The organism is Bradyrhizobium sp. Kon58 (genome assembly GCF_055807455.1).
In genome coordinates this window covers 1-345 of record NZ_JBVVOT010000244.1, presented here as the reverse complement: position 1 = coordinate 345, position 345 = coordinate 1, and the positions used below count along the sequence as shown (strand labels likewise).

General features: G+C 63.8%; 1 protein-coding gene. It reads right to left on the bottom strand.

The genetic code is table 11. The annotated features are described in order from the left end of the window. Positions 1 to 345 (bottom strand): ABC transporter ATP-binding protein (locus AC0L20_RS40305; RefSeq protein ID WP_473295717.1); only part of this gene is annotated, 345 nt, incomplete at both ends.

Sequence of the window (345 nt, the reverse complement as noted above, 5' to 3'; positions counted from 1 at the left end):
GACGTTGCAGCAGTTTGCTGGCCTTGTCGGCATCGAGCAGGTTGTAGTTGCCGATAAAACCGGCGGCGAACACATCCACGGGCGCCGTGTAGAGGGTCTCGGCATCACCGCTCTGGACGATGCGGCCCTGGTTCATCAGGAAGATGCGGTCCGACATGGTCAGCGCTTCTTCCTGGTCATGGGTGACGAAAATCGTGGTCAGCCCCAGTTCGCGCTGGATCTGGCGGATCTGCTCGCGCAGGTGCTTGCGAATGCGTGCGTCCAGCGCCGACAGCGGTTCATCCAGCAGCAACAGGCGCGGACGGGTCACCAGTGAGCGGGCGAGGGCCACGCGCTGGCACTGGC